At 49.2% G+C, this 8,866-nt stretch carries 6 protein-coding genes; 4 read left to right on the forward strand and 2 right to left on the reverse strand.

Annotation, left to right across the window (positions count from 1 at the left end; all coding sequences use genetic code 11):
* Nucleotides 1-241 precede the first annotated feature (241 nt).
* Together NG833_RS07420 and NG833_RS07425 are read right to left on the reverse strand one after the other, a co-directional pair.
* The gene (locus tag NG833_RS07420; protein WP_254564663.1) at nucleotides 242-2,191 is read right to left on the reverse strand and encodes a penicillin-binding protein 2; all 1,950 of its coding nucleotides are present in this window, start codon (nucleotides 2,189-2,191) and stop codon (nucleotides 242-244) included.
* 122 nt (nucleotides 2,192-2,313) lie between these two features.
* The gene (locus NG833_RS07425) at nucleotides 2,314-2,949 is read right to left on the reverse strand and encodes a hypothetical protein (protein ID WP_254564664.1); all 636 of its coding nucleotides are present in this window, start codon (nucleotides 2,947-2,949) and stop codon (nucleotides 2,314-2,316) included.
* Between the two features lie 678 nt (nucleotides 2,950-3,627).
* Here NG833_RS07425 and NG833_RS07430 point away from each other — a divergent pair.
* From NG833_RS07430 to glgB, 4 genes are all read left to right on the forward strand, one after another.
* Nucleotides 3,628-3,867, forward strand: coding sequence for a hypothetical protein (locus tag NG833_RS07430; protein ID WP_254564665.1), 240 nt, complete (start codon nucleotides 3,628-3,630; stop codon nucleotides 3,865-3,867).
* 351 nt (nucleotides 3,868-4,218) lie between these two features.
* Complete coding sequence (locus NG833_RS07435) at nucleotides 4,219-4,581, forward strand: hypothetical protein (protein WP_309143837.1); 363 nt, start codon at nucleotides 4,219-4,221, stop codon at nucleotides 4,579-4,581.
* Nucleotides 4,582-4,702: 121 nt separating this feature from the next.
* A complete protein-coding gene (locus NG833_RS07440) occupies nucleotides 4,703-5,875 on the forward strand; it encodes a transposase (RefSeq protein WP_254564666.1) in 1,173 nt (390 codons plus the stop codon).
* Nucleotides 5,876-6,405: 530 nt separating this feature from the next.
* Nucleotides 6,406-8,715, forward strand: coding sequence for a 1,4-alpha-glucan branching enzyme (gene glgB / locus NG833_RS07445; RefSeq protein WP_254564667.1), 2,310 nt, complete (start codon nucleotides 6,406-6,408; stop codon nucleotides 8,713-8,715).
* Nucleotides 8,716-8,866: the final 151 nt, after the last annotated feature.

Raw genomic sequence — 8,866 nt, forward strand, 5'->3', positions numbered from 1 at the left:
GCAATGCTTGCGCCCAATTCAGGGCGCAAGCATTGCGCCCCTACACATCCCTTCCTTTCAGTTGAACAGTTGGAGGATTTATATTTTGCAATCCCCTTATAGACCTAGAGCAACCGGATTCCGTATAAAGTTGCAACACCTGACGGGTGTTATACTGGATTAGCCCGCGCAGGCGGGCTTTGTCCGTATAGCCCCAGGCTTGAGCCTGCGGGTTTTTACAGTTTAACCCCCGGATTTGGTATTACTCCCCAGACTCCTCAACCTCGGGGGTTTCAACCCGGGAAGAAGGAGGAATCCCCTCAATTTGAATCAAGGATTCCATGATTTCTTTGACAATGGGTGCAGCGACGGTTCCCCCATAGCCACCCACGGGTTCATCCACGGCGGCGAGGACGACGTAACGGGGGTTTTCTGCCGGTAAAATTGCCACAAAACTGGCGATCCGGGCATAGTCGGAATAACCAGTGCCATCATCGGATGCTTTTTGAGAGGTCCCGGTTTTTCCGGCAATCCGATATCCGGGAATTTGGGCGGCGGTGCCGGTGCCGTCGTCGATGGCATCCTCCATCATTGCCACTACTGCTTGGGTGGTGGAGGGGGAAAAGACTTGGCGCTTGGGACGGAGGTCCGGTTGCCAATACTGGCGTCCTTGACTATCAAAGAGTCCCCGGACAACATGGGGAGTGACGAGATAGCCTTCATTGGCTAAAGCGCCGTTAATTTGGACCAGTTGGAGGGGGGTCAGAGAAAGACCTTGGCCGAAGGAGGCGGTGGCGGCATTGACGGGGGAGGCCATAAATTCGGCACGCGATCGCAGTTGACTGGCGGTTTCAAAGGGTAAGTCTGCGCCGATGATATCGCCGATCCCCAGGCGTTGCAGCCAACTGTAAAAGACCCGCGATCGCATCTGTTCGATAATATGCACCATCCCCACATTACTGGAATAGCGGATGATTTCCGTCACGGTCAGATTGCCTCGACCGGCCCCATCGGAGTTGGAAATCGGCCATTCATCGACGTAAATTCGCCCTTCATCATAAAAGACACTGTTGGCTTCAATGGCACCGGCTTCTAAGGCGATCGCCACGGTAATCGGTTTAAAGGTCGATCCCGGTTCATATAAATCCGTCAGCGCCCAGTTTTTAAATAACTCTAGATCGGCTTTAAAGTATTCGTTGGGGTCGTAGGAGGGGTCGCAGACTAAGGCTAAGATTTCTCCAGTTTTGGCATCCATCACGATCGCCGTGCCGCGTTTGGCATTCCACTGTTTCCGGTGTTTCTCTAGGGCGACCCTTGCAGCTTGTTGCAACCGCGAATCTAGGGTAATTTGCAAATGCAAATCGTCCAACCGCATAAATTCTGCCGGTACTGGGTCGGGGATCAGCGAACCCCATAAGCGCCGGTCTAGTTCTAATGAGGCTTCCCGGGCGAGTAAGTGCTGGTGGCTGGCTTCGACTCCCGCTTGACCTTTGCCTTCTGTATCCACATATCCCACCACATCTGCGGCTAAGTTTTGCTGGGGATAGTAGCGGGCGCGATTTTGCTCTAGTTCTAGTCCATCGAGGAAGATTTCTCGGATGCGATCGGCATTTTCCTCCGAGATGCCGACTGCCAAGGCAATTCCACTTTCCGCCGCGTTGAATTTTCCGAAGAGTTCCGCACTGGTTTGATTCAGAATCGGGGCGAGGGTTACCGCCATCTCTTCCTTAGAGATTTTAAACAGTTTGGGATGGGCGTATAGGGTATAAACCGGGCGATCCAGGGCTAAAACATTGCCACTGCGATCGACGATCGCCCGTCGGGGAATAAACGGCTGCAATTTCACATCTTGCTGCTGTCTGGCTTGTTCTTGTAAGTCCTGCCCATTCACAATTTGCAATCGATACAAATTCCCACTCAAGCCCAGCATTCCCGCCATTAAAACCCCCCAGACTACCGCAAATCTAATCCGAGGATTTCCCAATCGCGTCAAAGCGCGGACTCCCCGCCTCATGCGCGGCGAGCTGTTCAAATTCTCTAAAATTAATAATAAAAAGGCCAGGGGTAAGAGTAAGAGCAAGTTTTTACCGCTCTCTTGTCCCCGCTTATTCCGAGCCGTCCCCCGGTTGATTTTTTTCGGGCGTTGAGATTGGGTTTTGCGATGAGAGTTCCGCTGCAAACTTCGCCCAGGGTGTGGAATCCTTGATGCCATATTCCGCTCGTAAAATGTAATCAGGTTGGAGAATTTGAAGGCTTTTGATTCGGGATTGATTCAGGCGATATTCCCCGGTTTAGGTCAGAAAAAAGTCGGGTTTAATCCCGAACTTTTGAAGGTTAATATCCCACGGGTCGGTTATCGGGAGTTGGGGTTTCTTCCCCCCTGATTTCTGCTGATTCTGGGGGGTCTACTGGGGTGGGTTTTAGAAATATCATTTGATTTAAGTTGGGGGGTACTAAACCGCTGCCCGGTTCTGCTGCTTGTTTGGAGAATTGGGTTTTTAAGCTTTCGTTGGTTGAGATCAGTTTTCGCTCTTGGCGGCGCAAACTTTCCAACTCTCGGAAGGATGTACCCCACTGTTGCTGGTAGTAGACGGTACTGCCATAGATGAATAAGGCGGCACCGACGAGGAGGAAGGTGGCGAAGGATGAAACAGTTTGAGCTTTCACCAGCGATCGCAACCAAAAGGGAATCGCCCAAGGGTTTAAGGGGGTTTGAGTTCTCGTTGCCTTGTTTTTTCTGGATTCGGTTGTCTTGGGGTTAGGGGTTAATCCTGAGCGAACTCGGGGACTGGATTGTGCCGATCGCAACGGGGTGACTTGCGCTGCGGTTCTTGGGGCGATCCCCAGGCTTTCTTGGGCTTTTCTGTGCCTGTTTGCGATCGAGGTTACTTTATTATTGGATGTTCCTGCCGAAGTTGGACGGGACCTGATTTTTCTCGGAGCATTTGAGGGTCTGAATGCAACTGTCATAACTTTAAGCAATATTAGGCGGTTGGTGTTAATAGCGCTATTTATATCGGTTCCCTTCTCATGGGCAGTGCGGATTGCACCCCTCGGATCAATTGAGTTGAGGATTCCGATGTTCCTAGTCTTGTGGATTTCACTGAGACTCCCCCATCCTAGCACCGGCTTGTCTGTAAGTCTTTTGCAGTTAGGGAACTCTGATTTCAGGAGGGCGATCGTTCCGGTTCCCCCGATTTCCCTCTCCCAGGGGAGTTGTTGAATCGCCTCAATTGAGATAGAAAACACCTCTTTCCCAGTCCATCGGTCAACGGGGAGGATCCATCCGTACCCACTCTCGCGGTGGATTGTAAAAACTAACACCCCGGTGCAAACTCAGGCTGATTCCCGGGACTTGCTCCCTGGGGTGCAAGATTTTAGGGTCAATCCACCTCGGGATCTTTGCGGGTCTCTCCCCGCTATAAAAATTTTTAAAGATAAATGAAAATTTGTAACTTTTTTCGTAAAAATGCCCTATTCTATACTACTAGCAGATTTTGAAGAGGGTTTCGCCGGGAGTTTCCCAGGAAAACCATCCTGAAACCTTGCCCTAGATTGGGTTCATTAGCAGTTGTTCATTTTTTAGAAACGACTGAGGCAGTCTGGGTCCTTAGTCATGCCTGATTCATTCACCCCTAACTATCCAAAATGAAAAACAAAATCGCTAGTTTAGCTGTTTTACTCGCTTTGTCTACCTCTGTTGTAGCCTGCAATACCACTGAACCGGAAACCCCTGCTACGATTACCCCCACAGAGGAAGTTCCTGTAGACCAGGCAGCCCCCGAAGCTGTCGAGACCCCGGCAACCGCTCCGGAAGCTATGGAGACCCCGGCAACGACTCCCGAAGCAACTCCGACCACTCCTGAAACTGCTCCGACTGCTCCTTAAAACTGAGCAGGGACGGGTGTAGAAATTGGAATAACAACAACGACAAAGGATGAACTTGCACTAAGGGCCTGAAACTCACGCCTTTGCTCAACTCATCTGAGTCAAAAACCCTTGACATTTGTCGAGGGTTCTTTTTTGAGGATCTAGGAGAATTTAAAATTCTGCACTCTCCTTGAACGGGTGGCGCAGGGTCTGCCGAATGGGGGGATCAACTCGGTCTACCCCCTCTGTGGTGCTTGAGTTCAACCTGTGATTTGGGTGGAATTCGATTGACTTATTTATGACTTAAGACTGATAGAAAAGGGCTGAAAATATGATAGTAAAAGTTAAGAAGATCATCTATTTATTTGTATGAGCGATCGCCACCAACCCATCGATCCTAAATTCTCGGGTCACTCCCGTTTAATTCAGTTGATTTTAGTCGGGGGAATGCTGTTGGGGATCACCCCACGCGCTGCCGCTTTACCTCCGGCCTCGGATGTTCCCGAGGAAATCTTGCGAACGGAAATTATTACCCAAGGCCGATCGCCCATTGATGGAACACCCCTGACCCCCGCTGAATATGCTGCCTTGCTCGAAGACCCCACATTTCGGGGGACGATCGCCCCCTACGATGGCAGTCCAACCACGGCGATCGGGCCAATCCCTCCCGGGCAGATCATGATTAATCGCTTGCCCGTCAGAGAATTACTCCGGGTGATTTTTCCGTTTTGAACGTGCCATTTTAGCTTGATTGAACGAGAAGCCCCACGTCCATAATCTCAGATTTGGCGTGGGATGAATCGTTTTTCTTTACTTATGTTATAATTACGTCTCGGATATTTAATTTACTCTAATGTTAAAGGTCGTAAAAGTAAGACTATATCCAAATAGAGAACAGAAGCAGTTGCTAGAGCAGTCCTTTGGCAATTGCCGTTTTCTGTGGAACTACTGTCTTGACTTGATGAATAAAACCTATAAGGAGACAGGTAAAGGATTGTCTGGGTATGAGGTTAAAAAGCAAATACCTTCACTCAAAAAAGAGTATGAATGGTTGAAGCTAACCTACTCCCAATGCCTACAGCAAGTCTGTCTCAATCTGGGTGTAGCCTTCAACAATTTCTTTGAAAGGAGAGCGGGTTATCCTAGCTTTAAGTCGAAGCATGGAAAACAATCTATCCAGTACCCTCAGAATGTTAAGGTGTTGGATGGTTCCTTGAAGTTCCCATCTATTGGAGAAGTAAAAGCAGTTATTCACCGTCCACCCGATGGTAAAGTAAAGACTGTTACTGTCTCCAAAAACCGTTGTGACCAATACTTTGCTTCAGTGTTATTTGAGGATGGTAAAGAAAAGTCTGAATCTAATGCTGAAGGCAAAGCAGTAGGTATAGACCTCGGGTTAACTCATTTTGCTATCACCTCTGATGGTTCAAAGTTTGATAACCCTAGATGGCTAAATAAACACGAACGAAACTTAAAGTGCAAACAACAACAACTTTCTCGTAAGCCCCAAGGCTCAAATAACCGCAATAAGGCTAGAAAGAAAGTAGCTAGAGTTCACAATAAGATCTCCCGATGTCGAGAAGATTTTCATCACAAGCTATCGCTGTCGATAGTTAACGAAAACCAAGTGATTGTGGTTGAAGATCTAGCAGTCAAGAACATGGTCAAGAATCACTGTCTAGCCAAGGCAATCAGCCAGGTTGGATGGGGACAATTCTGTACTATGCTCAAGTACAAGGCTGAACAAGAGGGCAAGGTTTATCAAGAGGTTGATAGGTTTTTCCCGAGTTCAAAAACTTGTCATGTCTGCAAAAACCAAGTTGGGAGTCTACCCCTGGACATAAGACATTGGACTTGTACCAATTGTGGGTCGAAACATGATCGGGATGTCAATGCAGCAATCAACCTCAGAGATGAGGGTCTACGAATATTGACCTCGGGAACCGGGGATAAAGCCTATCGCCAGACAGTAAGACGTAGTAATAGAGGACGAAAGAAATCTACTACTACGCTTGTCTCTGGGTAGGAAGCCCACGCTGTAATCTGAGATTCAGCGCTGGGTAGTTCACTTTACAATCCTTAATATTTATGGTGTATTGATAGAACAGGACCGACCCATCACCTGAAGTAGATAGGAGATGCCTTTGATTAAAAGCATCGACCCTATCGGGTTCAATCCCTTGAACAAACGTCAGTCCTGTAAAAAAGTTGCTCCCTCTAAGGAGGCGATCGCCAGGGCATTAGGGATCCGGTGTGTGAACCAACCAGCACCCTTCATCCCAGAGACCCCAAAATCTCTAGAATGAAGCTATTATCAACACCCCCACCCGAGGCGATCGCAATATCTAATCCCAAATCCGGTTCTCAAAAGTCAGTTTTCTCTTTTAGCCTGCGAAGGCAGGCTTCGTCCGTATAGCCCCACCCTTTAGGGTGCCGGTTTTTATAGACCTATCACAACCGGATTCCCTATAACCCTTGTGCCCCAACCCTAATCCAGGGTTAATCAACCGCACAGATATCGAAACCCATTCATGAACTGCATTTAGGCAACAAAACATGACCATCACAATCGCCCCGGATCAAGTCCATCAGATAGTTGGAAATCAACATCAAGACCCCTTTGAAATCCTCGGTGCTCATCCCATCCAGGACAACGGTAAAATCTCCCATTGGGCCGTCCGCGCTTACCTCCCCAACGCCGACAGCGTATCCGTCATCGTCCCGGAACAGCGCCAAGAATATCCCATGCAGTCCGTGCATAACCCCCACTTCTTTGAATGCGTCATCGAAACCGCTGAACTCGCAAACTACCAATTCCGCATCAAAGAAGGCGAGCACGAACGAGTCATGTACGACCCCTACGCCTTCCGGTCCCCCAAACTCACCGACCTCGACATCCACCTCTTCGCCGAAGGCAACCACCATCGCATCTACGAAAAACTCGGTGCTCACACCCTAGAAGTCAACGGCGTTAAAGGCGTCTACTTTGCCGTCTGGGCCCCCAACGCCCGTAACATCTCCGTCCTCGGCGACTTCAACCACTGGGACGGACGCAAACATCAAATGGCCAAACGCGGTAACGGCGTCTGGGAACTCTTCATCCCTGACCTGGGAGTCGGCGAACATTACAAATATGAAATCAAAAACTCCGCAGGTCACATTTACGAAAAATCTGACCCCTACGGGTTCCAACAAGAACCCCGGCCCAAAACCGCCTCCATCGTCACCGACCTGGACACCTACACCTGGACCGACCAAGAATGGATGGCAGAACGTCGCAACAGCGACCCCCTCACCAAACCCATCTCCGTCTACGAATGTCACTTAGGCTCCTGGCTCCATGCCTCCGCCTCAGAACCCGCCAAACTCCCCAACGGAGACACCGAACCTGTCGTCATCGTCTCCGAACTCAAACCCGGGGCCAGATTCCTTACCTACCGGGAACTCGCCGAGAAACTGATTCCCTACGTCAAAGAACTCGGCTACACCCACATCGAATTACTCCCGATCGCTGAACATCCCTTTGATGGGTCTTGGGGTTATCAAGTCACCGGCTACTATGCCCCCACCTCCCGCTTTGGCACTCCGGAAGACTTCATGTACTTTGTGGATTGCTGCCACCAAGAGGGAATTGGCGTCTTGGTAGACTGGGTTCCCGGTCACTTCCCCAAAGATGGACATGGATTGGCCTTCTTTGATGGCACCCACCTCTACGAACACGCTGACCCCCGCAAAGGCGAACACAAGGAATGGGGAACTCTCGTCTTTAACTACAATCGCAACGAAGTCCGCAACTTCCTCGTTGCCAACGTCTTATTCTGGTTTGATAAATTCCACATTGACGGCATCCGCGTCGATGCTGTCGCCTCCATGTTGTATTTAGACTACTGCCGGAAAGAAGGGGAATGGGTCACCAACCAATATGGCGGACGGGAAAACCTCGAAGCGGCAGACTTCCTGCGCCAAGCCAATCATCTGCTGTTTTCCTACTATCCAGGAGTGCTCTCCATTGCTGAAGAGTCTACCTCCTGGCCGATGGTTTCCTGGCCTACATACGTGGGCGGTTTAGGGTTTAACTTGAAATGGAACATGGGCTGGATGCACGATATGCTGGATTACTTCAGCATGGACCCCTGGTTCCGCCAGTTCCATCAGAACAACATCACCTTTAGTATGTGGTATCACCACAGCGAGAATTTCATGCTGGCCCTGTCCCATGATGAAGTGGTGCATGGGAAGAGCAATATTATTGGTAAAATGCCCGGGGACCGCTGGCAGAAATTAGCCAATGTCCGATGTTTGTTTACCTATATGTTTGCTCACCCGGGCAAGAAAACCCTGTTTATGAGCATGGAATTCGGCCAATGGAGTGAGTGGAATGTCTGGGGCGATTTGGAGTGGGAACTCTTGCAATTTGAGCCACACCAACAGCTTAAAACCTTTATGGCTGACCTGAATCACTTATATTGTTCAACGCCTGAACTTTATAGCCAAGATTTTGGACAAGAAGGGTTTGAATGGATTGATTGTTCGGACAATCGCCATAGTGTGGTGTCGTTTATCCGCTGGGATAAAAATAAGGAAGATTTTGTGGTGGTGGTTTGTAACTTTACGCCGCAACCCCATAGTCATTATCGCGTTGGGGTTCCGGTTCATGGATTCTACAGCGAAATTTTTAACAGCGACTCCGGCAAATATGGCGGCAGCAACATGGGGAATCTAGGGGGTAAATGGGCCGATGAGTGGTGGTTCCACAGTCATGCTTACTCGTTGGATTTATGCTTGCCTCCGTTATCCGTGTTGGTGTTTAAGTTAGATAAAGAGAAGACAGAAGAAGCGCGGAAGGCTTGGATGTCTCAAACTTGAACCCCTACCCCGACTCAGAAACCGGGTTTCTACCACAACTTTTGCTAATTATCAAAAAATGAGGAAAGAAACCCGGTTTCTTGAACCCCTACCCCAGACTCAGAAACCGGGTTTCTACCACAACTTTTGCTAATTATCAAAAAATGAGGAA

The sequence above is a fragment of the Oscillatoria sp. HE19RPO genome (genome assembly GCF_024220515.1).
Lineage (GTDB): Bacteria > Cyanobacteriota > Cyanobacteriia > Cyanobacteriales > Laspinemataceae > Laspinema.

What these genes read in the sequence shown, in the direction of transcription:
- NG833_RS07420 (WP_254564663.1), bottom strand. Translation starts at nt 2,191, where the DNA reads ATGGCATCAAGGATTCCACACCCTGGGCGAAGTTTGCAGCGGAACTCT.
- NG833_RS07425 (WP_254564664.1), bottom strand. Translation starts at nt 2,949, where the DNA reads ATGACAGTTGCATTCAGACCCTCAAATGCTCCGAGAAAAATCAGGTCC.
- NG833_RS07430 (WP_254564665.1), top strand. Translation starts at nt 3,628, where the DNA reads ATGAAAAACAAAATCGCTAGTTTAGCTGTTTTACTCGCTTTGTCTACC.
- NG833_RS07435 (WP_309143837.1), top strand. Translation starts at nt 4,219, where the DNA reads ATGAGCGATCGCCACCAACCCATCGATCCTAAATTCTCGGGTCACTCC.
- NG833_RS07440 (WP_254564666.1), top strand. Translation starts at nt 4,703, where the DNA reads ATGTTAAAGGTCGTAAAAGTAAGACTATATCCAAATAGAGAACAGAAG.
- glgB (WP_254564667.1), top strand. Translation starts at nt 6,406, where the DNA reads ATGACCATCACAATCGCCCCGGATCAAGTCCATCAGATAGTTGGAAAT.